Genomic DNA, 24165 nt, shown 5'->3' with positions numbered 1-24165 from the left:
GTGCAACAGGCGGATGCGTCGCGGTCGCGGGTTCCGGCGGCGCCCGCGACACATTCTCGTAACAAGTGAGCCGTGAACGCGTATCCGGAAACGACCCGCAATCCGGACGCTCGGCGCGCGAAGGTGCGGCGAGCGTCAAAGCGCCGGCGGCGGCGAGCCAGAGTGCCATCCTCATCGCAATCTCCAAGGCATTCCTGGGAAGCGCATTCTTCGGAGAACACCGCATTGTGGCGAAAATTCTGGACCTGATCGCGGCATCGGGCCGCTTGCGCTCCGGACATTTCCGGGCTGACTTCGCGGCGGCGCTTGCTACAACGAGGCCATGCGCCCGCAATTGATTCGCCTCGTTCCTGGATTTGTCGCGCTCGCGCTCGCCGCCAGCGCGCCGTCCGTATTGGCCGGCGAGGCCGATGCGTTGCCGCCGTCCGTCGCCAATGCGATGGCGCAGGCCTCGCCGCAGGCGATCATGGAGTATCGCCGCAAGCTGCAGGAATATCAGGCGGCGCGCGACGCCTTCGAGCAGGATGCCAGCGCCTATTGGAGCGCGATCGCGGACAAGCGGCGCGGCCGCAACGCCAAGCGCCGCGACCGCGTGCAGATTTCGCTGGACGATTACGTGCTTCAGCAGCCGCCGGTCTATGAGGGCCCGAAGCGGCCGGTCAATCCGGCGCCGGAAGAAGAGGGCGGCAAGCCGCCGCGTCCGCCCAAGACGATCCCCGTCGTCTCGGATCTCGTCAGGGCGGCGGCCGAACAATTCCAGTTCACGCCGCAGCGCCCGACGAGCGAGGTGGAGTTCAAGCGCGCTTATGCCCGTTACGCGCGCGCCGCGGGGCTGACGCCGGAGCAGGCGGTGCGGGTCTATTCGTTCGAGACCGGCGGCACCGGCAATTACGACGTGCAGGCGGGCATCGAGCACGGCGGCAAGCGCGCGATCTCCACCGCGATGGGCTACAACCAGCTGCTCACCACCAACACCGTCGAGCTTTTGGCCGAGCAGGGCCATGAATTCGTGCGGGATCTGTCCGCGCGGGTGGCCGCGACGCAGGGGCCGGCGCGCAAGGCCATGGAGCACAAGCTCGCGGTGCTGAAGAAGATGGTCGCGTTCACGCTGACCGTGCCCGACGACTGGTCGGCGCATCAGCGCCTCGCCGACACGCCGCAGGGCTGGGCCTGTCACGCCATGGTGCTCGACATCGATATCGGCCCGATGCTGCAGACCCACAAGCTGCTGACCTCCGTGATCTTCGCCCGTAACAAGGGCTATACACGGCCGCTGACCGCGGCCGAGCTCGAGATGATGAACCTGACCGGCGACGGCACCGGGCTCGACATGGTGACCATGCCGCAGGCGATGCGCGAGCAGGTGCCGACCTCGAACTTCTTCCAGCGCTCGGGCTACGAGCGCAATCCGGTCGCGATCCGTCACAACACCGTGGCCAGGCTGCTCGCCGTCACCAACGAGCGGATGGATTTCAACAGCAACAAGCCCGGCGCGCGGGAATTGGCCGCGGCGTTCTGAGGTCTGCCGAAGACGCTAGAGCATTGTCGGTTCTGATTGAATCAGAACCGAAGCTCCAGGCGCTTCTCTTGACGCGTTATCTTCACGCGAACCGGCGTCCACTTCGCTCGAAGACGCGCTAATTCGAGCCGAACATGAACTTGCCGTCACCCTCGAGATAGGGCCCGGAGCGCATGTAGAGCTGGCCGTTATGGCCGATGAAGAACAGCGTCCCCTTCGGCACCTTCTTGGCGCCCTTCAGCAGCGTGTTGGCATTGTTGGTCCCCATCTTGTACGCCCAGGTCTTGCCGTCCTTGTCATAGGCGTAGCCCATGTCGGTCTTCAGCTCCCAGGGCGCAGCCTCCTGCGCGAATGCGCATGTCGTCAGCGCGGCAAACGCCGCAGTCGCAATAAAGGTCTTGGTCAAAAAATGCGTCATGATCCACCTCCGGCCGAAAAACGGCGTCGTCCCCACGCTTTTTGAACAAATCACGAACGGCATTCGCACGTCAATACGACAATCGGCGCGACCGCTGCCATCGATCACTGACTTTGTGATTTCCCGCATCAAGCTTGGCGACTATTTTCGCGTTACCGTTTACAAACGCTTCGGTTGGCGGAAACACTACCTGGGGATGATCGCAATGAACCACGTCATGAAGATCGGTATCGGTGTCGCTCTGTCGTTCATGGCGCTGGCGTCAGTCGCGCGGGCGGACGAGTTCAAGCTCTCCAACAACCAGCGGATCTCCTGCAGCCGCGGCCTGTCGGCCGGCAAGCTCAACACCGCGACCTGCAAGTCCTACGCCTATCTGTTCAACGCCAAGACCTCTGAATATTTCCGCTGCCAGGTCTCGCTGGCGCTGACGCGGGACAACAAGGAGGTCATCAACGTGCAGGCCGACGGCGGCTGCACCAAGAAGCCGCGCATCTTCGAGACCGACGGCAATTATACGTTCGACGCCACCGAGACCGAGCCGCCGAACACCAATTCGTTCTTCGGTCCGGGCGGCTATGCGATCTGGGCCAGCGATACCAACACCCAGAAGATCCGCGGCTGCATCACCATCTCGTCCGGCCTCGGCTCCGACATCTCGAAATGCCTCGACATGACGTTTCAGTGATGGCCGTGCGGGCGGCGTGATGCGCAAGCTGCGCCCGGCCGCGCTGTGCCGCTCCTGGCTGTTTCTCGAAGGCGCTAACGAGGCGGTGCTGCAGAGCGCGGCAGCCGGCGGCGCCGACGTGCTGATCCACGAGCTCGAGGACTTCACCCCGCTGCCGCTGCGCCCGAAGGCGCGGCTGCTCGCGGCCGAGCTCTACGCCGCCTGGCGCGACCGGGGCGTGGTGGTCGCGGTCCGGGTCAATCCGCTGGACCAGGACGGCATGGACGATCTTGCTGCCGTGATGCGTGGCCGTCCGGATATCGTCGCGCTGCCGAAGGTCGCCGAGCCGCATCATGTCGTCAGACTCGACGAGGCGGTGACGCGGTTCGAGCGCGACTATGGCATCGCCGAGGGATCGACGTCGCTGCTGCCGAACATCGAGTTCGCGCGCGGCCTGGTGCAGACCGGCGCGATCGCGGCGGCGAGCCGGCGCACCATCGGTTGCCTGATGGCTTCCGAAGACCTCGCCGCCGATCTTGGCGCCGAGCGCGGCAGCGATGGCCTGGAGCTCGCTTACGCGCGGCAGCGCTTCATCGTCGAATGTCGCGCCGCCAATGTCGTCGCGGTCGACTGTCCCTACACCTGGAGCGACGTTGCAGGCGTCGAACGCGACACGATCTGGGCACGACGGCTGGGTTACACCGCAAAGAGCCTGGTCGATCCCGCGCATGCCGCGATCGTCAACGGCGTGCTCACGCCGAGCGAGGACGAGTTGCATCAGGCGGGCAGGATCGTCGCTGCTTTCGAAGCGGCGCGGTCACAGGGCCTTGGGCGCGTTGAACTTGACGGTTCGCTGCTGGAAGTCCCGACCTATTCCAACGCAAGGCGCCTGATCGCGCGCGGCGAGGCGCTGCGCGCGATCGATCGCAACGCTCGAGCCTGACCGGAGGCCATGCCTCAGGACGCCGGCTGTTTCTCCGAGAAGTGCATGCGCGAGCGGGCGAACTTCTTGACGCCCATCGGCTTGCCGAACAGGTAGCCCTGGACCTGATCGAAATCCATCTCGTGCGCGGCGAGAAAGTCCGCGCGCGTCTCGACTCCCTGCGCAATAACCTGCGCACCGACGTCGTGTGCGAGCTCGACGATGCGCCGGCACACCGTCTGCTTCAGGCGCTGATCCGCGCAACCGGTGACGTATTGATGGTCGACCTTCAGCTGGACGAACGGAAAATTCGGCAATCCCAGCAGGGAGGGCCAGTTCGCGCCGACATTGTCGATCGAGATGCCGATATTGTGCAGGCGAACGCGCCGGGCGACATCGATCGCCAAATCGAGATTGTCGACCACCTCGTTGCTGTCGATCTCGATCAGCAGGCCGGCGAAGGCGGCATGATCCGGAATCCGGTAGCAAAGCTCGCGCACCGCGGCATCGTCGGCGAGAAACGAGATCGGCAGGTTGATCGAGAGATCGACCGGTCCGATCTGTTCGAGCAGATAGCGCCAGTCTTCGATCGCGCGCTCGATCACGAACTCGGACAGCGCATGAAAATGCGGATCGCTTTCGTCGGGGATGAAGTAGGCCGGCGGCACGACGCCCCATGCGGGATGGCGCATCCGGATCAGCGCCTCGGCGCCGCTCGGAACCAATGTCCGCAAATGAATTTTCTGCTGATACCACAGCTCAAGCCAGCCGGCCTTCAGCGCTTCGGGCACATCCACTGCAGGGCTCGGTGCGGGCTCGAGCGGCATCAATGACGCAAGACTGTCACGAAGGGTTCCGGCGCTGAACGGGGTCGAGAGGGCCGGCAGCATGGCGATACCGTACTCGTCGCCGATCTGCCGGACCGCTTTGACGATGATCGAGTCCGGCTGGCCGATGACGAGGACCTTGCCGCCGTAGTCCTTTCTCACCAAAGTCTCGAGAATTTTACTGACTTCGATGCCGTCCACGGACACGCCGAGCACCAGAAGATCGGGCCGTTCCGCGTCCAGCACGGTGTCGAGTTCCAAGGCCTGGCCGCATTCGCTGGTGATGAAGCCGAGGTCTTCCAGCGCCTCTGCGAGGAAGGTCCGAAGGTGTTTTTTGCTGTCCGCAATGCATGCGCGTGGGGTCAGCTTGCGATGTCCGAACCAGCCGGCTCGCGTGCGTTCGATGTGACTGATGTGGTTCATGCCCCGCCTTATCCGTAATTACCCCGCCCTGACTCGTACATCCAAGAGCCGCGGCAATCATGGAAATTTCTGGTTCATACATTGATTGGCTCGCTAACCTTAAAGGATTCAATTCGACTCAAATGATGCCGGAATCGCTACGTCTCGCCGCGGTTACGCGCGCAACAAATGCGTCATCTGGCGTTCATGAGAGCCATCGTGTCCGACTTCGCACCTTGTTGGAAACGTTGCGCGCGTGTGTCATCGCGAGACGGCGTTAATGACTGTGTTGTTGCGTCGATACGGACGCGGAATTGCACCATTGTCGGACATCGGATCGCGTTGCCGTCGAGCACCGCCGCCGAATCAGATCATCCGCTCTGCGGTGCCAATGAAGTCGTGCGTGACGTTGTCGTTGCCGTTCGCAATGTCTCCGGCATCAACGCGCAGTAGCCGATCAATCCGCCACAAGCGACGGCCGCGAGGAACAGGAATGCGGCGCTGTAGCCGGCGTGAACGATGATGAATCCGGCAACCGCCGTGCTCAATGCGCCGCCGAGGCCGGTTGCGGTGGCGATCGCGCCCTGGCTGATGTTGAAATGCCCGGTACCGTGCGTGAGATCGGCGACGACAAGCGGGAACAGCGCGCCGAAAATTCCGGCGCCGACGCCGTCGAGCAATTGCACCGACACCAGCCAGTATGGATTGTCCGACAACGGATAGAGCGCGCCGCGAATAGCCAGCACCGCGAGCGCCATGGCAAAGATCGGCTTGCGGCCCCAGACGTCGGCCTTGCGTCCGACCCGCATCGCGACCGGCACCATCACCAGCTGCGCGGCGATGATGCAGACCGACATCAGCGAGGTCCCGAGGTTGCGGTTGACCAATGCGAGCTTCTGCCCGACCAGCGGCAGCATCGCCGCATTGGCGAAATGAAAGACCACGGTCGCGGCAGCGAAGATCAGCAGCGGCTTGCAGGTCAGCAGCACGCGAAAGCCGGATGGCCGGTCATGCCGCGCGCCATGCTCCTCCGCGCCATCGTCGAGCCCGCGGGCGACCTGGTGATCGATCGCAGCTGGCGGGATCGACAGCGTCGCGGCGATGCTCGCGAGCGCCATCGCCGCGAGCAGCCAGAACACCACGACGGGACCGAACCAGTAGGCGGTGCCGCCGGCGATCGCCGCGGCCACCGCATTGCCGGCATGATTGAACGCCTCGTTGCGGCCGGTCCGCGCCGCGAACGCCTTGGGTCCGACAATGCCGAGTGTCACCGCGGCGATCGCCGGCGCGAACACCGAGCCCGAGGCGGCGGCGAGCGCCTGGGTCGCGGCGACCAGCGCGAAGTGGTCGAGCAGCGGCAACAGCAGGCAGGAGGCAGTCACGGCGACCGCGGCTGCGATCATCAAGGCGCGCTTGGCCCGACTGCGGTCGATCAGGGCGCCGGCCGGTGTCTGGGCGACGATCCCGGCGATTGCCGCGATCGACATCACCGACCCGATCGAGGCCTCGTCCCATCTCCGTTCGGTCAGGAGGTAGATCGCCAGATAAGGGCCGAGCCCGTCCCGCACGTCGGCGAGGAAGAAGTTCAACGCATCAAGCGCGCGCTCAACGGGCGTCCCGGACGGCTGCAAGTGATACCTCGCGGCGAGATTGCGGATCTCAACCCGCTCGCAGGCACTGGGTTCCTGCGCAGGTAAAGTGGTGCTGCCATCAGGGGTTTCGGCCCTGCATGCGTCATTTGGATGGGTTGACCCGGCAGGGGTGTGCGGCCAATTTCCGGCCCGGCTTAGGGGAGAATAATACTCATGAATTCAAGGTTGATGGCTGCCGCGATCGTGGCCGCCAGTGTTTTGTCCGCGCCTGTCGCACAGGCCCAGCAGTTCATTAACGTGCTCACCGGCGGCACCTCCGGCGTCTACTATCCGCTCGGCGTCGCGATCGGGAAGATCTACGGCGACAAGATCCCTGACGTGAAGACCCAGGTGCAGGCGACCAAGGCCTCGGTGGAGAACCTGGTGCTGCTGCAGCAGGGCCGCGGCGAGATCGCCTTCACGCTCGGCGATTCGCTGAAGGCGGCCTGGGAAGGCGACGCCGAGGCCGGCTTCAAGACCAAGCTCGACAAGCTGCGCACCATCGGCGCGATCTATCCGAACTACATCCAGATCGTCGCCACCGCCGAAAGCGGCATCAAGACGCTCGCCGATCTCAAGGGCAAGAGCCTGTCGGTCGGCGCGCCGAAATCCGGCACCGAGCTCAATTCGCGCGCGATCCTCGCGGCCGCCGGCATGAGCTACAAGGATCTCGGCAAGGTCGAGTATCTGCCGTTCGCCGAATCGGTCGACCTGATGAAGAACCGCCAGCTCGCCGCCACGCTGCAGTCCGCCGGCCTCGGCGTCGCCTCGCTGAAGGACCTCTCGACCTCGGGCGAGATCACTGTGGTCGCCGTCCCGAAGGAGACCGTCGACAAGATCGGCCCGCCCTTCGTCTCCGTGATCATTCCGGCCAACACCTATACCGGCCAGGACAAGGACGTGCCGACCGCGGCGGTCGTGAACTACCTCGTCACCTCGAGCGCGGTGTCGGACGATCTCGCCTACCAGATGACCAAGCTGGTCTACGAATCGCTGCCGGAACTCGCCAATGCCCACGCCGCGGGCAAGGAGATCAAGCTCGCGACCGCTGCGACCGGCAGCCCGGTGCCGCTGCATCCCGGCGCGATCCGCTATTACAAGGAAAAGGGCCTGATCAAGTAGGAGAGGGCCACCTATTCCTCACCGTCATTGCGAGGGGCGAAGCGACGAGGCAATCCATTCCTCCGCTTGCGGCGCGATGGATTGCTTCGCTTCGCTCGCAATGACGGGGTGCGTTTTCGTGACGCGGCTTTCGGTAAGCGGACTCAGTGGATATAAGCGTCGCGGGCACGGCGGGGGACTAATCATATGCAGCAGCAGGTTGCGGGCGAGCAGCCCATCAAGGTTGAATTCGACAATTTCGAGCATGGCTTTCCGGAAGGTTTCGGCCCGGGCGCCTGGGGGCATCTGGCCTATGCCATCGGTCTCGCCTTCGCGGTGTTCCAGCTCTATGTCGCGGCTTTCAATTATTTGCCGAGCCAGGTGGTGCGCGGCGTCCATGTCGGCTTCCTGATCCTGCTGACCTTCGGCCTGATCGGCAACTTCACCGCCAAGACCGATTTCGGCCGCGCGGTGAGCTGGATCGTCGGCGCGAGCGGCTTCCTCTGCGGGCTCTATCAGTGGATCTTCTATGCCGACCTGATCGCCCGCGACGGCGATCCGACCCACATGGACCTGGCGGTCGGCACGCTGCTCGCGATCCTGATCTTCGAGGGCACACGCCGGCTGATGGGAGCGGCGCTGCCGCTGATGTGCGGCGCCTGTCTGCTCTACTGGTTCTTCGGACAATATCTGCCGTCGCCGTTTAACCATCGCGGCTATGACTTCGACCAGATCGTCACCCATCTCTCGTTCGGGACCGAAGGCTTCTACGGCGTGCCGATCTACGTCTCGGCGACCTATATCTTCCTGTTCATCCTGTTCGGCTCGTTCCTGGAGCGCGCCGGGATGATCCAGCTGTTCACCGACGTCTCGCTCGGCCTGTTCGGCCGCACCCGCGGCGGCCCGGCCAAGGTCGCGGTGTTCGCCTCCGGCATGATGGGCACGATCTCGGGCTCCGGCGTCGCCAATGTCGTCACCGTCGGCCAGTTCACGATTCCCTTGATGATCAAGTTCGGCTATCGCCGCGCGTTCGCCGCCGGTGTCGAGGCGACTGCCTCGATGGGCGGCCAGATCATGCCGCCGGTGATGGGCGCGGTCGCCTTCATCATGGCCGAGACGCTCGGCGTGCCCTATTCGGAGATCGTCAAGGCGGCCGTGATTCCGGCGATCCTGTATTTCGCCTCGGCGTTCTGGATGGTGCATCTGGAAGCCGGCAAGCATGGCCTCGTCGGCATGAAGCGCTCGGAGATCCCGAGCGCCTGGAAGGCGCTGGTCGCCCGCTGGTATCTCGTGTTGCCGCTCGCGGCGCTGGTCTACATGCTGTTCGAAGGCTTCACGCCGCTCTATGCCGGCAGCATGGGGCTCGCGCTGACGGTCGCGCTGATCCTCGGCGCCAGCATCACGCTCGGCTTCTCCAACACCGTCGTGCGCTACATCTTCTGGATCGGCCTCGCGCTGGTGGTTGCCGCGGTGTCGCGCCACGGGCTCGAGATCGTTCCGGTCGCCAGCGTCGTCGTTGGTCTGATGGTCATCGCTGCGATCACGCGCGGCGGCCGCGCCACGCTCAGAGCCTGCCGTGACTCGCTCGCCGACAGCGCCAAGTCGGCGCTGACCGTTGGCATGGCCTGCGCCATCGTCGGCACCATCATCGGCATGATGACGCAGACCGGCGTCGGCACCATCTTCGGCAGCTGGATCATCGGGCTCGGCGCCAAGAGCCTGTTCCTGGCGTTGATCATGACCATGCTGCTGTCGATCCTGCTCGGCACCGGCATCCCGACGATCCCGACCTACATCATCACCGCGGCGCTGGCGGCGCCCGCGCTCGCCAAGCTCGGCGTGCCCTTGATCGCAAGCCACATGTTTGCGTTCTACTACGGCATCATGGCCGACCTCTCGCCGCCGGTGGCGCTCGCGGCATTGGCGGCGGCACCGATCGCCAAGGAGAATCCGGACAAGATCGGCTGGGAGGCGATGCGGATCGCGCTGGCCGGCTACGTCATCCCCTTCATCTTCGTCTATTCGCCCGCGCTGATGCTGCAGGCCGGCGATCCGATGCAGGCGCGACTCGGCTTCTACGGTGCGGTGGCGCTGGCGACCTTCAAGGCGCTGGTGGCGATCGCTCTGTTCGGCATCGTCGCGATCGGCTTCCTGTTCACGCGGCTGAACCTGATCGAGATCGCAGTTGCCTTCGGGGCCGCGCTCTGCCTGCTCGGGGACTTCCAATTCTCGGATACGGCGGGCTTCACGCTCGCGGCTGCTGTCGTGCTGTGGCAATGGCGGCAGCGTCCGCGCAACGCGGTGGCGGCGGCTTGAGTCTCTGCCTCGCATCCGCCGGTGTCGTGAAGGCGCTGTCGATTGCGGCGTTCACGCTCGCCTGGACGCATTCGATCGAGAAGACCGCCTGGCAGGAAGACTGGCAGGTCGCGCCGGCCGGGCTCACGCTGCAGCGGGCACGCATCAAGGGAACGGGCGCCGGCATGGAGCCGCCGCCGGAGGCGCGGCTCATTGGCGGCTGGTTTCAATGGTCGCCGCAGCCCACGCCAAGGCCGGAGGTCGTGCTCGGCAATTCCGACGCAGCGGGCGAATGGCACCTGTGCCACGCGGGACGCTGCCAGACGCTATCGGAGATTTTCGGGCATCCGATCGGTGCTAATGTCACGACGATGAGAGCTTGCGAGAATCCGTAGCCCGGATGAGCGGAGCGATAGGCGGGGACACCGCCCCCGGGTGTCGCTCCGCTCATCCGGCTACAATGACAACAACAAGGGAGAACAGGCGATGGATCGGCTCAAGGGCAAGGTTGCGATGGTGGTCGGGGCGGGCTCGATCGGGCCTGGCTGGGGCAATGGCAAGGCGACCGCCGTCACCTTCGCGCGCGAGGGCGCCAGCGTGTTCTGCGTCGATCGCAACGGCGCCGCGGCCGAGGAGACGGTCAAGATCATCACCGGCGAGGGTGGCAAGGCGGCCGCGTTCACCGCCGACGTCTCGCGCGCCGGCGAGGTCAAGGCGATGGTCGCGGCCGGCCTGAAGACCTATGGCCGCATCGACGTGCTCGACAACAATGTCGGCATCGCCGAGGTCGGCAGCGTGGTGGAAGTTGCGGAAGCCGAGTGGGATCGCGTCTTCGCGGTCAACCTCAAGAGCGCCTATTTTTCGATGAAGCACGTCATTCCGGTCATGATCAAGCAGGGCGGCGGCTCGATCATCAACATCTCCTCGATCGCTTCGATCCGCCATGTCGGCATTTCCTATGTCAGCTACAATGCGAGCAAGGCGGCGATGAACCAGATGACGCGCTCGACTGCGGTCGAGTTTGCCTCCAGGCATGTGCGCGTCAACGCGATCCTGCCGGGATTGATGAAGACGCCGATGGTCGAACATTCGGCGGGGCTGGCGCAGAGCTACGCCAAGGGCGATGTCGAGGCGATGTGGCGCGCCCGCGATGCGCAGGTGCCGATGGGCCACATGGGCGACGCCTGGGACGTCGCCAATGCCGCGCTGTTCCTGGCGTCGGACGAATCGAAATATGTTACCGGCATCGAGCTCGTGGTCGACGGCGGCATCACCTCGAAGTCGGGCGCCTAAGGAGCCAAGGGTATCACGCCTCGACGCTGAGCTCGGCGCGGTCGAGCTCCTCCTCGACCAGATGGAATGCGTCGTCGCCGATGGTCTCGGTGCGACGCAGATTGAGCAGCGCCTGGCGCGCCGCCGCGATGGCGCGGCGGCGGATCGGATCCGACGGCAGCTCGCGTGAGGTCAGGCCGCCGTCGGGGTCGTTCTCCGCACGCATGAGCACGGCGCGGTATTCGAGCCGGAGGATCTCGGCTTCTTCCGACGGGTCGGCGTCGATCTCCTCGAGCGCTGCACGAAACACCACGCCGCGAGCATGGGCCGCCTCGCGTCCGACCGGATCGTCGTCATCGAAATTCAGTGCCAGGATCAGCGGCCGCAAGGTCAGCCCCTGGATCACGAGCGAGCCCAGCACCACGGCAAACGCCGTCAGCAGGATCAGGTCTCGGTACGGAAACCATTCAGGCAGTGCAAACGCGGCGGCCAGCGTCACGATACCGCGCATCCCGCACCACGACACGATGAAGCCGCGCTTCAAGGTCGGCACGGCCTCCACCACATGGGCGGGCAGCAGGTCGCGTGACTTCAGCAGGCGCAGCAGCGCGCCGTAGGGCATCACCCAGAGGATGCGGGCGAGGATCACGACGGCGAGGATCGCGGCGGCGAAGCTGCAATATTTCCACCGCACCTCGGCGTCGAGCTCGGACCAGATCGGGCGCAATTGCAGGCCGATCAGCATGAAAGCGAGCACGTTGAGCACGAACACGACGGTCTCCCATACCGCATAGGACGATACGCGCAGCCGCGCGGAGGTGCGGGCCGGCGCGGTGCGGGCGATGGTGATCGCATAGGCGATGATGGTGAGGATGCCGGACAGGCCGAGATGCTCGGCGACGATCCACACCATGAAGGTGCCGCCGAATTGCGTGATGATCGCGCTCGGAGCCTCGGTGATGCGGCGGGTGATCATCATCCAGACCCGCGCGAACAAATAGCCGGCGGCGAGGCTGCCGACCAACGCGACCGCGATCGACGGCACGAATTCGCGGATCTTCATGTGCTCGGCGGCGACGAGGCCGACCGCGACGCGATAGATCAACAGCGACGTGGCATCGTTGAGCAGGCTCTCGCCTTCGAGGATCTTCTGGATCCGGTAGGGCAGGTTGACCTGGCGCACGATCGCGGTGGCCGCAGCCGCGTCGGGCGGCGCCACGATGGCACCGAGCGCGATCGCGACCGGCCAGGGCATGTCCGGGCGCAGCCAGTGCGCGACCACGGCGACCGCCGCCGTGGTGACGCCGACCGCGACCACCACCAGCGTCGAGACCGGCAGCCAGTTGTTGCGGAGATCGCGCAGCGAGGTGTCGTAGGCGGCATCGAGCAGCACTGGTGCCACGAACAGCGCCAGCGCCAGTTTCGGTTCCAGTGCCCAGGTCGGGGCCCATGGCAGCAGGGTCAGCAGCACGCCGCCGAGCGCAAGAAAGGTCGGGTAGGGCACTTTGATCCGCCGCGCCAATGCCGACAGTGCCACCGCCGCGAGCAACAGGCCGATGATCCATTCGAATGTCAGCAAGGCGAACCCCCAGGTACGGCTTCAAGTACGGCTTCAAGTACGGCTTCAAGCGTGGCTCCAAGTGCAGCCGATCGTCGCAATTGACGTATAATCCAGCGTGTGGTTTTGCGGCAAATGGCGCCGCCGGTCATCAGAGGTCGGCGGCCAGGTGCGGGAGAACGACGTCTTGTCGGCAATCGGAATGCGACGTAGCTCTGCTGATATGGCTTTCAATCTGGTCCGCAATCTGGCTCTGGCGCTGTTGTGCGTTTCCCTGTCGGGCGCGTTGACATCAGGCGTCGCGCGCGCGGCCGGCAGCGAGCCAGGCAAGGATGTTCAGGCCGATGCCGGACCCTGCATCGCTGCTGCCGCTGCGGCGGATGATGACAAGACCATCGAGGCCTGCGGCGCGCTGATCGACAATGAGAAGGTGGCCAAGCCGGACCGCGTCAAGGCGCTCCTGGCGCGCGCGAGCGCTTATGACCGCAAGCAGATGATCGACCGCGCGATCGCAGACTACGACACCGTCCTTAGGCTCGATCCATCGCTTGCCGACGCCCACAATGCGCGCGGCGAGCTGTGGCGCCGCAAGGGCGACCGGCCGAAGGCGATCATGGATTTCGGCGCCGCCGTCAAGCTCAACCCCGATCACGCCGTCGCCAGGGCCAACTACAAATCGCTGTCGCTGGAACTGGAGCGGATCGGCGCCATGATGGCGGTCGCCGGCAAGCCGAGCTTCGATTGCCGCAAGGCGCGGCGGCCGGTGGAGAAGGCGATCTGTGCCAATCCCGAACTTGCCGATCTCGATCGCGAGATCGGCGCATCGACGTTCCGCACGGTGCGCGAGGCGCAGGACCCGCGCCAGGGGCGCGAGTTGCAGCGTGCGCAGGATCAGTTCATCGCGCGCCGCAACGCGGAATTTGGCAAGCCTGGCTATGACCTGCAAAAGGCGATGCGCGAGCGGTTGCGGCAGATCAACGGTGCCGACGGCTACTAGTGCTAACGTCGGTTAGTTTACGGCTTGAATTATCGGTCGGGCCCATGACAATGACCGTCAAAGAGAGCCAACCATCCATATTCGTCATGCTGACCGCGGCGATGGAGGCGAGGGAGAAGCGCAATGAACGTCCAGCAAAAGAGCCGGTATCATGAGGTGTATGCCCGTTCGCTTCGAGATCCCGAGGGCTTTTGGGCGGACGCGGCGCGTGAGATTGACTGGATCGAGCCGGCGAAGAAAATCTTCGATCCATCGATCGGCGCGTACGGACGCTGGTTCGCCGGGGCCGTGGTCAACACCTGCTACAACGCGCTGGATCGCCATGTCGCCGGCGGCCGCGCCGACCAGGTCGCGCTGATCCACGATTCCCCGCTCACCAATTCGATCACCAAGTTCACCTATTCCGAGCTCCTGAAGGAGGTGCAGGCGCTTGCCGCGGTCATGCAGGATTTCGGCGTGGCCAAGGGTGATCGCGTCATCCTCTACATGCCGATGGTGCCGGAAGCCGTCGTCGCAATGCTGGCCTGCGCGCGGATCGGCGCGGTGCATAGCGTGGTGTTCGGCGGCTTCGCAGCCAAGGAGCTCGCGACCCGCATCGACGACGCCAAGCCCAAGCTGATCTTCTCGGCGAGCTGTGGCATCGAGCCCGGCCGCATCGTGCAATACAAGCCGCTGCTCGACGAAGCGATCCGCCTCGCCGGCGCCAAGCCCGACACCTGCATCATCCTGCAGCGGCCGCAGCAGGCGTGCGAGCTCAGCGCGGGCCGCGACCATGACTGGGCAACGTTGCGCCATGCCGCGCTCGATGCCGGCAAGGCCGCGCCCTGTGTGCCGGTTGCCGCGACCGATCCGCTCTACATCCTCTACACCTCGGGCACGACCGGAATCCCGAAGGGCGTCGTGCGCGACAATGGCGGCCATCTCGTCGCGCTGAAATGGTCGATGGAAAATCTCTACGGCGTGAAGCCCGGTGAGATCTGGTGGTGCGGCTCCGACATCGGCTGGGTGGTCGGCCACTCCTACATCGTCTATGGCCCACTGATCCACGGCGCGACCACGATCATGTATGAGGGCAAGCCGGTCGGCACGCCGGATGCCGGCGCATTCTGGCGCGTGATCTCGGAGCACAAGGCGGTCGCCTTCTTCACCGCGCCGACCGCGTTTCGCGCGATCAAGAAGGAAGACCCCGAAGGCAAGCTGCTGAAAAGCTACGATCTCTCGCGCTTCCGCACGCTGTTCCTTGCCGGAGAGCGCGCCGATCCACCGACGGTGGAGTGGGCCGAGCAGCAGCTCAAGGTGCCGGTCATCGACCACTGGTGGCAGACTGAGACCGGCTGGTGCATCGCCGGCAATCCGATCGGGCTCGGCATGCTGCCGGTCAAGCACGGTTCGCCGACGGTGCCGATGCCGGGTTATCAGGTCGACATCGTCGACGAGGCGGCAAAGCCGGTGCCCGCGGGCACCATGGGCTCGATCGTGATCAAGCTGCCGATGCCGCCGGCCTGTCTGCCGACGCTATGGCAGCAGGATGATCGCTTCAGGGACGCCTATCTCTCGGAATTTCCCGGCTACTACAAGACCTCGGACGCCGGCTACAAGGATGCGGACGGCTATGTCTGGGTGATGGGCCGCACCGACGACATCATCAATGTCGCCGGCCACCGGCTCTCCACCGGCGGCATGGAGGAGATCCTCGCCTCGCATCCCGACGTCGCCGAATGCGCCGTGCTCGGCGTCAAGGATGCGATCAAGGGCGAGGTGCCCTGCGGCTTCCTGGTGCTGAAGGCCGGCGTCACCAAGGCGCCGGATCAGGTCGAGAAGGAAGTCGTGGCGCTGGTGCGCGACAAACTCGGACCGGTCGCAGCGTTCAAGCTCGCGATCACGGTCGGGCGGCTGCCGAAGACTCGCTCAGGCAAGATCCTGCGCGGCACCATCAAGAAGATCGCCGACGGCGAGTCCTGGACCATGCCGGCGACCATCGAGGATCCGAAGGTGCTCGACGAAATCGGCGAAGCGTTGAAGGGCAAGGCGTAGCTCTAGTCGCCTCGCCCCGCCTGCGGGGAGAGGCCGGATCGCATGGCAATGCGATCCGGGTGAGGGGGAGTTTCAGCACACTCGCTGCGTTCATTTTGTGGAGGCGGCCCTCACCCCAACCCGATCCCCGCAAGGGCGGGGCGAGGGAGCGCTGGCACTTCCCGCGCCTGAGGTCGCCACGCGCGGAACAAGACCTGCGCATTCGGAAGCAAAATGGCCTTGATTTTGATGGATTGCCGGGTCATCCCGGCCTTCCCTGTCACATGCCACGAGATACGGACCCACCGGATGCGATCCATTTCCGCACGCGCGCCCCTCGCATTGCTGCTCGCTTTGCCGCTCCTGGCAGGCTGCCTCGAGCGCGGCCGATCGCCGATCGCGGAGAGCATGGGCGACGACGACCAGTACTGCCAGGCCGGCGGCAAGGTCGCAGTCGGTTCAGCGGAATATGTCGCCTGCCGCAAGGACCGCGACGTCCAGCGCCAGAATGCTGAAGTCCGCTCCGATCGTCGGCAGCGCGATCTCGGCGAATACATGATGAACCATCCCGACGTGCATTAGTCGCCCCGCCGAATTCCCTTGAGCTATCGGCTCGGCCGTTTGAATGAGACCAGGTCCTGTGCTTGTGGAAGGCGAGCTCGCGTTGCAGCGTGACAGGATCGGTGAGCTCGACGGGCTGCGCGCGATCGCACTGCTGATCGTCGTCATCTGGCACTATTTCGGCGCGCCGGACGGTCCGCAGGGCTGGCCGTGGAGGTTGCTGCATGTCGGCCGCTTCGGCGTCGACCTGTTCTTCATCCTGTCCGGCTATCTCATCACGGATATTTTGCTGCGCCACCGCGCGGCCGAACGATATTACTCGGCCTTCTACGGCAGGCGCGCGTTTCGCATCTGGCCGCTCTACTACCTGATGTGCGCTTGCGCTCTGATCGGCTGGTATTTTTCGCTAAGCCCCGATCTGTTCGACACCAGGGGCGTGCCCGGCTGGCTGTATCTGTTCGGCTTGCAGAACTTCGGCATGGCCAAGGCGCAGACCGATGGCGCTTACTTTCTGGCCGTAACCTGGTCGCTCGCGATCGAAGAGCAGTTCTATCTGCTGTTTCCGTTGCTGGTCCGGAACATCCCGTCCGAGCGGCTGTTCGCGATCCTGCTCGTGCCGATCCTGATCTGCCCGATCGGACGCCTGATCGATAGCGCGCTGCCGGACGCCTATGGCTGGTACGTGCTGCCGCAATTCAGGATCGATTCGCTGGCGATCGGGGCGCTGATCGCCTGGTGGCGCCTCTATCGCAAGCCGGATGCCGAGGTCTCCAGACGCGTCGCCGCCATCCTCAAATGGTCGAGCATTTCGCTTCCGCTGCTGTGGCTGTTCGGATGGAAGCGCTGGTCGGTGGCGTTCTCGCACACGCAGGTCGAGATCTTCTTTGGTTCCCTGCTGTTCGTCGTACTGGAAAATCGCGGCTCGCCAAAACTCGCAATCCTGCGCAGTTCGGTCGCGACCTTCTTCGCCAGGACGTCCTACGCGGCGTATCTCACCCACCACGTCATCCTGTACCTGCTGTTCGCCGTGCTGCATCAACCGAGGACGGTCGGGAGCCTCGCCGGCATCTCGCTGACCTTCGCCGCGCTCGCGCTGACGTTCGCCCTGTGCGCCCTGAGCTATCGCTATTTCGAACGTCCGCTGCTCGACTTCGCCCACCGGCGTTTCTCGTTCGGGTAGGCCAAAGCGGTCCCCGGCGCGCCGCTCGCGGGACCAAGGCTGCGCGTGCCGCAAACAAAAACGCGGCGGGTTGCCCGCCGCGTTTTGTATTGCGTCTTCGATAAACGGAGCCGGCGCTTTATTCGTCGTCGTCGGCCTTCTTGCCGCCGATCGTCTTCAGCTTGGCGAACACGGCATCGACGTTGAGATCGTCGTGCCGCTCGATCGGCTGATCGTCGAGCTCGTCCTTGCGCGTGGTCTCGGAGGCCGGCAGCAGCGTGGCGCCGCCGTAGACGGTCGTGGTCGGCTTCTCCTTGGCGGCGCGCTGCACCTCGAAATCGAGCTCGATCTGCGAGCACAGGCCGAGCGTCACCGGGTCCATCGGGGTCAGGGTCGAGGCGTTCCAGTGGGTGCGGTCGCGCACGCTCGCGATCGTGGTCTTGGTGGTGCCGACCAGACGCATGATCTGGGCGTCCTTCAGCTCGGGGTGGTTGCGCACCAGCCAGAGGATCGCGCTCGGCCGCTCGTGGCGGCGCGACACCGGGGTATAGCGCGGGCCCTTCTTCTTGGCGGCGGTCGGCAGCACCACCTTGCTCTCCTGGAGCCTGAGGCGGTAGTTCTGGTCCCGCTCGCCGCGCTCGATCTCCTCGCGGGTGAGCTGGCCGTTCGAAATCGGGTCCATGCCCTTGATGCCCTGGGCGGCGTCGCCGTCGGCGATGGCGCGTACCTCCAGGGGGTGCATTTTGGTGAAATCGGCCACCTGATCGAACGTCAGGGCGGTATTATCGACCAACCACACGGCAGTCGCCTTCGGCATCAGCGGTGCGTTGCTCATGGCAAATCTCCTTTGTGCTTCGCCCACCTCTGTAGAGGCGAAGCTGGTAGTCATCGGCGATGACGGGAATTATAGGGCCTATATAAGCCCTCTGGGGGGAATGGCGCAATGGGCCAGCAAAATCGCCTTGACAGCGCCCGAAAGCAGTCCCAAGTCCTTATCCTAACTGGCCGTTCCCCGCCCGCCGGCGAGGGGTGATTCGGTCCCGAGATTGCCCCGAGACAGCCTGATGTCAGCGAAAAAACCCGATCTTAGAATCGTGCTTTGTTCCCCCCGCGGCTTTTGCGCCGGGGTGGTCCGCGCCATCGATACGGTCGAGCGCGCGCTCACCATTTATGGTGCCCCGGTCTACGTCCGGCACGAAATCGTCCATAACAAGTATGTGGTCGACAGCCTGAAGACCAAAGGCGCCATTTTCGTCGAGGAACTGGCCGAAATCCCCGACGATACCAATGCGCCGGTGGTGTTTTCGGCCCATGGCGTTCCCAAGTCGGTTCCGGCCGAGGCCAAATCCCGCAATTTCTTCTCGCTGGACGCGACCTGCCCGCTGGTGACCAAGGTCCACCGCGAGGCGGCCATCCATTTCAAGCGCGGCCGCGAGATCCTGCTGATCGGGCACTCCCATCACCCCGAGGTGGTCGGCACCCTGGGTCAGCTGCCAGAGGGCGCCGTGACCCTCATCGAGACCGCAGAGGATGCCAAAACCTTCGTCCCGAAGGATCCCGACAACCTCGCCTTCGTGACCCAGACCACGCTGTCGATCGACGACACCGCGGAGATCGTGGCGCTGCTCAAGGAGCGCTTCCCGAACGTCAACGGTCCGCACAAGGAAGACATCTGCTACGCCACGACCAATCGCCAGCTCGCGGTCAAGAAGGTGGCGCCGGTGGTCGATGCCCTGATCGTGGTCGGTGCGCCGAACTCGTCGAACTCGCAGCGCCTGCGCGAGGTCGCCGAGCGCGAGGGCTGCCCCATTGCGATTCTTGCCCAACGTGCCAGCGACATCGACTGGAGCAGGTTTGAAGGCATCAAGAGCCTCGGCATCACCGCAGGCGCCTCGGCGCCGGAAGTGATCGTCGAGGAGATCATGGGCGCCTTCGCCGAGCGCTTCGAGCTTCACGTGGAGACGGTCTCGGCCGCGGAAGAGAACGAGTTCTTCCCGCTGCCGCGTTCGCTGCGGCCCGACGCTGCCGCCGCGGAATAGACCATATGGCGGTCTACACCGACGTTGCCGCCGAAGACCTCGCGGAATTCCTCAAGAGCTACGACATCGGCGAATTGCTCTCCTACAAGGGCATCGCCGAGGGCGTCGAGAATTCGAACTTCCTGCTGCACACCAGCGAGGGCGCCTACATCCTCACGCTTTATGAGAAGCGCGTGGCGGAGGACGACCTGCCGTATTTCCTGTCGCTGATGGCGCATCTCGCCGAGCGCGGGGTGTCGTGCCCGCAGCCGGCGCGCAACCGCAAGGGGGAGGTCTACAGCCGCCTCGCCGGCCGGCCCGCGGCGATCATCAACTTCCTCGAAGGCATGTGGCCGCGGCGGCCGAACGTGGCGCATTGCTCCGGCGTCGGCGAGGCGCTGGCCAGGATGCATCTGGCCGGCCGCGACTTTCCGCTGGTCCGCAACAATCCGCTTTCGGTCTCCGGCTGGCGGCCGCTGTTCAATCTTGCCGCCGCGCGGGCCGACAGCGTGCAGCCGGGTCTGCACGACTTCATCGCGCGCGAGCTCGATCATCTCGAAGCCGCATGGCCGGCGGATCTGCCGGTCGGCGTGATCCATGCCGATCTGTTTCCCGACAACGTCTTCTTCCTCAGCGACAAGGTCTCGGGCCTGATCGACTTTCCGTTCGCCTGCAACGACATCCTGGCCTACGACGTCGCGATCTGCCTCAACGCCTGGTGCTTCGAGCCGGATCATTCCTTCAACGTCACCAAGGCGCGCGCGCTGCTCAATGCCTATGGCCGCGAGCGGCAATTGTCGGCGGCGGAACAGGCCGCGCTGCCGCTGCTCGCGCGCGGCGCCGCGCTGCGTTTCCTGCTGACGCGCCTGGTCGATTTCCTCAACGTGCCCGAGGGTGCGCTGGTGCAGCCGAAGGATCCGCTGGAATACGTCCGCAAGCTGCGCTTCCATCAGAACGTCGCGAGCCTCAGCGACTACGGCATCACGCCGGCAGGATGCGTGGCGTGAGCGACAAGCCGCATGTGATTGTCTTCACCGATGGTGCCTGCTCCGGAAATCCCGGACCGGGCGGCTGGGGCGCGATCCTCAGATTCGGCGACGTCGAGAAGGAATTGAAGGGCGGCGAGGCGCACACCACCAATAACCGCATGGAACTGATGGCGGCAATCTCGGCGCTGGAAGCCCTGAAGAAGCCGTGCGTGGTCGACCTCACCACCGACAGCCAGTATGTCCGCCAGGGCATCACCGGATGGATTCACGGCTGGAAGCGCAATGGCTGGCGTACCGCCGACAAGAAACCGGTCAAGAATGTCGAGCTGTGGCAGCGCCTCGACGCCGCGCTGAAGCCGCACGAGGTGCGCTGGCACTGGATCAAGGGCCATGCCGGCCACGCCGAGAACGAACGCGCCGACGAGCTGGCGCGCGAGGGCGTGGCGATGGCGCGGTTGAAGGGGTAGGGCGGCGAGCGCCGGCGGCGCGTCAGCGAGCCCGGCTATCGCCATACCCAAAACCGTCATCGCCCGCGAAGGCGGGCGATCCAGTATTCCAGAGGCGTTCGTAATTGAAACGTGAGGCCGCGGCGTACTGGGTCGCCCGGCCAAGCCGGGCAACGACAGTGTGCGCGCGGCGTCAGCTCAGAGCTGCCCGAGCAGGGTGTCGCCGCCGGAGACTTCGACCTTGCCCGGAGCCGGCTCCTTGTTGAGCTTCTTCACCACGCCGTCTTCGACCAGCATCGAGTAGCGGTGGGAGCGGATGCCGAGACCGTTGCCGGAAGCGTCGAGCTCCATGCCGATCGCCTTGGTGAAGTCGGCATTGCCGTCGGCCAGGAAAACGGCTTCGTCGCGCTGGTCGGTGTCGCGCTTCCAGGCGTTCATCACGAAGGCGTCGTTGACCGAGACGATCGCGATGGTGTCGACGCCCTTGTTCTTCAAGGCATAGGCGTTGAGGAAGATGCTCGGCAGATGCATCTTGTGGCAGGTGCCAGTGTAGGCGCCGGGCACCGCGAACAGGGCGACCTTCTTGCCTTTGAAAATGTCGTCGGTGGTTTTGACCTGCGGACCCTCGGCGGTCATTACGCGAAACTTGGCTTCCGGCAGCTTGTCGCCAACATTGATCGTCATCGTTGTTCTCCCTCGGTGAAGCGGAATTGTCTTAAACCCGGCGGTTGGACCGCACAATACGACCTGCTGCAGGAACGGCAATGCCGAAGGTGAGAGCGTTTTCGAGCGAAGCGGGTACCGGTTTGCGTGAAGAAAACGCGTCAAAACAAGAATCTGGAGCCCCGTTCCGATGCAATCGGAACGAAAAAGGCTCCAGTCACCGTTCCGTCATCAGCCGGAAAACCCGCCGGCGTCGAGGAAGGCCTGCTCTTCCGCGGTGGTTTCCCGGCCCAGCACCCGGTTACGGTGCGGGAAGCGGCCGAACCGGCGGATGATGTCGGCGTGGTCCTCGGCATATTTCAGATTGTCGGGATGGCAGTCATATTGCCGGAACAGCGTCACGCAGCGCTGCTGGTCGTCGAGGTCCTCCGAATGCTCGAAAGGCAGATAGAGGAATTCGCGCAGCACCGGGGCGGTCCGCGCATCGACGCCGCGGTCGATGGCGCGCCTTGCTACCTCACGCGCCAGCGCATCACTTGAAAAGGTCCTGGCGTCGCCTCGAAACAGGTTTCGCGGAAACTGGTCGAGCACGATGGTCAGCGCCAGCGCGCCCTCGTCGCTCCCCTCCCATGACGACAATTCGCCGGCAGCCGCCTTCTGCCAGGTGGCCAGAAACCGGCTGCGGATTTCGGCGTCGAAGGCGTCGTCGTGCCTGTACCAGCGGTCGCGGCCGGCTTTTCGCCAGAACGCGATGACGTCGGCAGGCGTCGCGATGCGAGCGTCAGTCATGTCCGTCCAACGCCCGCATCACCTGGCTCTTGTTTGAGCATAATCTATTCGGAAAACCGCTTCGCACTTTTCCGGATTATGCTCTAGGCCGCGGCCTTCTTCTCGTCGCGCAGCTCGCGGCGCAGGATCTTGCCGACATTGGTTTTCGGCAGGTCGGTCCTGAATTCGATCTGCTTCGGTACCTTGTAGGCGGTGAGCTGGGTGGCGCTGAACTTGATGATGTCGTCCGCCGTGACGTTGGGGTCCTTCTTGACCACGAAGGCCTTCACCGCCTCGCCGGACTTCGCATCGGGCACGCCGATCACAGCGCATTCGAGCACGCCCGGATGGCTCGCGAGCACTTCCTCGATCTCGTTCGGATAGACGTTGAAGCCCGAGACCAGGATCATGTCCTTCTTGCGGTCGACGATCTTGGTGTAGCCGCGCTCGTCCATCACGCCGATGTCGCCAGTGCGGAAATAGCCGTCCGCGGTCATCACGCGTGCGGTCTCGTCCGGCCTGTTCCAGTAGCCTGCCATCACCTGCGGACCCTTGGCGCAGATCTCGCCGGCCTCGCCGAGCGGCAGCTCGTTGCCGTCGTCGTCGCGGATCGACAGATGGGTCGAGGGCACGGGAAGGCCGATCGAGCCGGAGAACTCGTCCGCGTCAGCGGGATTGCAGGTCAATGTCGGTGAGGTCTCCGACAGGCCGTAACCTTCCGACAGCGCGCAGCCGGTGACCTTCAGCCATTTCTCAGCGACCGGCTTCTGCGTTGCCATGCCGCCGCCGAACGAGGTCTTCAGCTTGGAGAAGTCGAGCTTGTCGAAGCCGGGCGTGTTCAACAGGCCGTTGTAGAGCGTGTTGACCGCCGGGAAGCTGTTGACCTGGTACTTCGACAGCTCCTTGATGAAGCCCGCCATGTCGCGCGGGTTCGGGATCAACAGATTGACGCCGCCGGCGCGCACCGCGAGCAAATAGCACGCGGTCAACGCGAAGATATGATAGAGCGGCAGCGCGCAGACGATGAAGAGCTGCTCGACATGCGGCGGCTTCTTCAGCGCCGGCTGCAGCCAGGCGTCATTCTGCAGCACGTTGGCGAGCACGTTCTGGTGGATCAGCGTGGCGCCCTTGGAAACGCCGGTCGTGCCGCCGGTATATTGCAGGAAGGCGACGTCCTGGCGCGTCAGCACGGGCTTGTTGAGCTTCATGCCGCGGCCGGCCGACAGCGCCTCGTTGAAACTGACCGCACCCGGGATCGACCAGGCCGGCACCATCTTCTTCACCCGGCGCACCACCAGGTTGACGATGACGCCCTTGAAGCCGAGCAGGTCGCCCATGCTGCCGACGATCACGGTCTTTACCGCGGTGTTAGGCAGCACCTTCTGCACGGTGGTGGCGAAGTTCTCCAGCACGATGATCGCTTCCGCGCCGGAATCCTTGAGCTGATGCTCGAGCTCGCGCGGGGTATAGAGCGGATTGACGTTGACCACGGCATAGCCGGCACGCAGCACGGCGGCAGTCGCGACCGGATATTGCAGCACGTTCGGCATCATCAGTGCGACCCGTGCGCCCTTCTGCAGCCCCTTGCTCTGCAGGTAGGCGCCGAGCGCGGTCGACATCTCGTCGAGCTCGCGATAGGTGATCGCCTTGTCCATGCAGATGAACGCCTTGCGATCGGCGAACTTCCTGAAGCTCTCTTCCAGCAATTCGACCAGCGACGAATATTGCGTGACGTCGATATCGGCGGGCACGCCGGCCGGATAATGCTTGAGCCAGATGCGCTCCATAATGGTTATTCCCTCTCTCAAATTTTGACTGGCGTCCCGGATTGCTTCCGGTTTTTCCGACCCTTGGTCGTATTATTCTTGGCCGCGGTATTTCGGGCAGTATTGAGCGATGCCGCGGCCGATGGCAAGCCGCTGCGCGCTATCGACGCATTGGA

General features: G+C 64.5%; 22 protein-coding genes. 14 read left to right on the top strand and 8 right to left on the bottom strand.

What is annotated here, in order from left to right:
• Window positions 1–322 precede the first annotated feature (322 nt).
• Window positions 323–1519: a hypothetical protein gene (locus CO675_RS20755; RefSeq protein WP_097673735.1), complete on the top strand. Its 1197-nt coding sequence runs from the start codon at window positions 323–325 to the stop codon at window positions 1517–1519.
• A 118-nt stretch (window positions 1520–1637) separates the two neighbouring features.
• Here the strand turns inward: CO675_RS20755 and CO675_RS20750 are convergent, their stop codons facing one another.
• Window positions 1638–1937, bottom strand: a complete 300-nt coding sequence (locus tag CO675_RS20750) for a hypothetical protein (RefSeq protein WP_097673734.1) — start codon at window positions 1935–1937, stop codon at window positions 1638–1640.
• Window positions 1938–2142: 205 nt separating this feature from the next.
• Here CO675_RS20750 and CO675_RS20745 point away from each other — a divergent pair, with 205 nt between their 5' ends.
• Both CO675_RS20745 and CO675_RS20740 read left to right on the top strand, forming a co-directional pair.
• Window positions 2143–2622: a hypothetical protein gene (locus CO675_RS20745; RefSeq protein ID WP_097673885.1), complete on the top strand. Its 480-nt coding sequence runs from the start codon at window positions 2143–2145 to the stop codon at window positions 2620–2622.
• 19 nt (window positions 2623–2641) lie between these two features.
• A complete protein-coding gene (locus CO675_RS20740; protein WP_245452836.1) occupies window positions 2642–3544 on the top strand; it encodes an HpcH/HpaI aldolase/citrate lyase family protein in 903 nt (300 codons plus the stop codon).
• Window positions 3545–3558: 14 nt separating this feature from the next.
• Here the strand turns inward: CO675_RS20740 and CO675_RS20735 are convergent, their stop codons facing one another.
• Window positions 3559–4773, bottom strand: coding sequence for an EAL domain-containing response regulator (locus CO675_RS20735; RefSeq protein ID WP_198964675.1), 1215 nt, complete (start codon window positions 4771–4773; stop codon window positions 3559–3561).
• Window positions 4774–5123: 350 nt separating this feature from the next.
• Window positions 5124–6383, bottom strand: coding sequence for an MFS transporter (locus CO675_RS20730; protein WP_097673732.1), 1260 nt, complete (start codon window positions 6381–6383; stop codon window positions 5124–5126).
• Window positions 6384–6557: 174 nt separating this feature from the next.
• Here CO675_RS20730 and CO675_RS20725 point away from each other — a divergent pair, with 174 nt between their 5' ends.
• From CO675_RS20725 to CO675_RS20710, 4 genes are all read left to right on the top strand, one after another.
• Complete coding sequence (locus tag CO675_RS20725; RefSeq protein ID WP_097673731.1) at window positions 6558–7505, top strand: TAXI family TRAP transporter solute-binding subunit; 948 nt, start codon at window positions 6558–6560, stop codon at window positions 7503–7505.
• A 186-nt stretch (window positions 7506–7691) separates the two neighbouring features.
• A complete protein-coding gene (locus tag CO675_RS20720) occupies window positions 7692–9800 on the top strand; it encodes a TRAP transporter permease (RefSeq protein WP_097673730.1) in 2109 nt (702 codons plus the stop codon).
• Window positions 9761–10174, top strand: coding sequence for a DUF1850 domain-containing protein (locus CO675_RS20715; RefSeq protein ID WP_097673729.1), 414 nt, complete (start codon window positions 9761–9763; stop codon window positions 10172–10174). Before CO675_RS20720 ends, CO675_RS20715 begins: the two co-directional genes overlap by 40 nt.
• 91 nt (window positions 10175–10265) lie before the next feature.
• Window positions 10266–11072, top strand: a complete 807-nt coding sequence (locus CO675_RS20710) for an SDR family NAD(P)-dependent oxidoreductase (RefSeq protein WP_097673883.1) — start codon at window positions 10266–10268, stop codon at window positions 11070–11072.
• Between the two features lie 13 nt (window positions 11073–11085).
• On the opposite strand, the gene CO675_RS20705 is transcribed toward CO675_RS20710, so the two are convergent.
• Window positions 11086–12630 carry a cation:proton antiporter gene (locus tag CO675_RS20705; protein ID WP_097673728.1) on the bottom strand — a complete coding sequence of 515 codons (1545 nt, stop codon included), beginning with the start codon at window positions 12628–12630 and terminating at the stop codon, window positions 11086–11088.
• Between the two features lie 202 nt (window positions 12631–12832).
• Here CO675_RS20705 and CO675_RS20700 point away from each other — a divergent pair, with 202 nt between their 5' ends.
• From CO675_RS20700 to CO675_RS20685, 4 genes are all read left to right on the top strand, one after another.
• Complete coding sequence (locus CO675_RS20700) at window positions 12833–13606, top strand: tetratricopeptide repeat protein (protein ID WP_097673727.1); 774 nt, start codon at window positions 12833–12835, stop codon at window positions 13604–13606.
• 123 nt (window positions 13607–13729) lie between these two features.
• Window positions 13730–15640, top strand: a complete 1911-nt coding sequence (locus CO675_RS20695; RefSeq protein WP_097673726.1) for a propionyl-CoA synthetase — start codon at window positions 13730–13732, stop codon at window positions 15638–15640.
• A 288-nt stretch (window positions 15641–15928) separates the two neighbouring features.
• Window positions 15929–16201, top strand: a complete 273-nt coding sequence (locus CO675_RS20690; RefSeq protein WP_097673725.1) for a hypothetical protein — start codon at window positions 15929–15931, stop codon at window positions 16199–16201.
• Window positions 16202–16244: 43 nt separating this feature from the next.
• Window positions 16245–17360 (top strand): acyltransferase family protein, encoded by a 1116-nt coding sequence (locus tag CO675_RS20685; protein ID WP_097673724.1) that lies wholly within the window; start codon window positions 16245–16247, stop codon window positions 17358–17360.
• 118 nt (window positions 17361–17478) lie between these two features.
• Here the strand turns inward: CO675_RS20685 and CO675_RS20680 are convergent, their stop codons facing one another.
• Window positions 17479–18174, bottom strand: coding sequence for a DUF1013 domain-containing protein (locus CO675_RS20680; RefSeq protein WP_198964674.1), 696 nt, complete (start codon window positions 18172–18174; stop codon window positions 17479–17481).
• A 229-nt stretch (window positions 18175–18403) separates the two neighbouring features.
• On the opposite strand from CO675_RS20680, the gene ispH reads away from it, so the two are divergent.
• The 3 genes from ispH to rnhA are packed head-to-tail and all read left to right on the top strand — an operon-like array spanning window position 18404 to window position 20813.
• Window positions 18404–19378 carry a 4-hydroxy-3-methylbut-2-enyl diphosphate reductase gene (ispH, locus tag CO675_RS20675; RefSeq protein WP_097673722.1) on the top strand — a complete coding sequence of 325 codons (975 nt, stop codon included), beginning with the start codon at window positions 18404–18406 and terminating at the stop codon, window positions 19376–19378.
• 5 nt (window positions 19379–19383) lie between these two features.
• Complete coding sequence (locus CO675_RS20670; protein WP_097673721.1) at window positions 19384–20364, top strand: homoserine kinase; 981 nt, start codon at window positions 19384–19386, stop codon at window positions 20362–20364.
• The gene (rnhA, locus tag CO675_RS20665) at window positions 20352–20813 is read left to right on the top strand and encodes a ribonuclease HI (RefSeq protein ID WP_171947839.1); all 462 of its coding nucleotides are present in this window, start codon (window positions 20352–20354) and stop codon (window positions 20811–20813) included. Before CO675_RS20670 ends, rnhA begins: the two co-directional genes overlap by 13 nt.
• 177 nt (window positions 20814–20990) lie before the next feature.
• Here rnhA and CO675_RS20660 read toward each other — a convergent pair whose 3' ends face one another.
• From CO675_RS20660 to CO675_RS20645, 3 genes are all read right to left on the bottom strand, one after another.
• The gene (locus CO675_RS20660; protein WP_097673720.1) at window positions 20991–21476 is read right to left on the bottom strand and encodes a peroxiredoxin; all 486 of its coding nucleotides are present in this window, start codon (window positions 21474–21476) and stop codon (window positions 20991–20993) included.
• A gap of 210 nt (window positions 21477–21686) precedes the next feature.
• Window positions 21687–22244 (bottom strand): DUF924 family protein, encoded by a 558-nt coding sequence (locus CO675_RS20650; RefSeq protein ID WP_097673719.1) that lies wholly within the window; start codon window positions 22242–22244, stop codon window positions 21687–21689.
• 83 nt (window positions 22245–22327) lie between these two features.
• Window positions 22328–24010, bottom strand: a complete 1683-nt coding sequence (locus CO675_RS20645; protein WP_097673718.1) for a long-chain fatty acid--CoA ligase — start codon at window positions 24008–24010, stop codon at window positions 22328–22330.
• Between the last annotated feature and the right edge of the window lie 155 nt (window positions 24011–24165).

Source organism: Bradyrhizobium sp. C9 (assembly GCF_002532045.1).
In the GTDB taxonomy this organism is placed as follows: domain Bacteria; phylum Pseudomonadota; class Alphaproteobacteria; order Rhizobiales; family Xanthobacteraceae; genus Bradyrhizobium.
The sequence above is the reverse complement of the archived record's forward strand: the minus strand, read 5'-3'. Positions and strand labels throughout refer to the sequence as shown.